Annotated in this window: 2 pseudogenes; one reads left to right on the forward strand and one right to left on the reverse strand. The window is 34.8% G+C overall.

Annotated elements, in window-relative coordinates:
* Positions 1-85, reverse strand: a pseudogene (locus E4T71_RS09540) (IS5/IS1182 family transposase); the annotation flags it as partial.
* Positions 86-114: 29 nt separating this feature from the next.
* Here E4T71_RS09540 and E4T71_RS10415 point away from each other — a divergent pair.
* Positions 115-250, forward strand: a pseudogene (locus E4T71_RS10415) (IS1380 family transposase); the annotation flags it as partial.

Here is a 250-nt window from a genome sequence, read left to right on the forward strand (position 1 = left end):
GCATTTTGTCAAAAGTTCTTCTCTCAACACCAACTAGGCGTTTAAAGCGTAAATCGGAAAGTTTTTTACTGGATTCATAATTCATGCTTCTATTTTATCATATCCTTGTTTCGCAGGAAGTCTATTTCTAAATACTTAGTTACTAATGATCAACGCCAATATCTTCGGTACTCAGATACAAACATTATTATCCAACTCCTATTCCAAATCCTAGCTGGTCATGATACAGACTATGCCTGTCAAGAATTGA

It is taken from the genome of Streptococcus sp. WM07 (assembly GCF_004570525.1).
In the GTDB taxonomy this organism is placed as follows: domain Bacteria; phylum Bacillota; class Bacilli; order Lactobacillales; family Streptococcaceae; genus Streptococcus.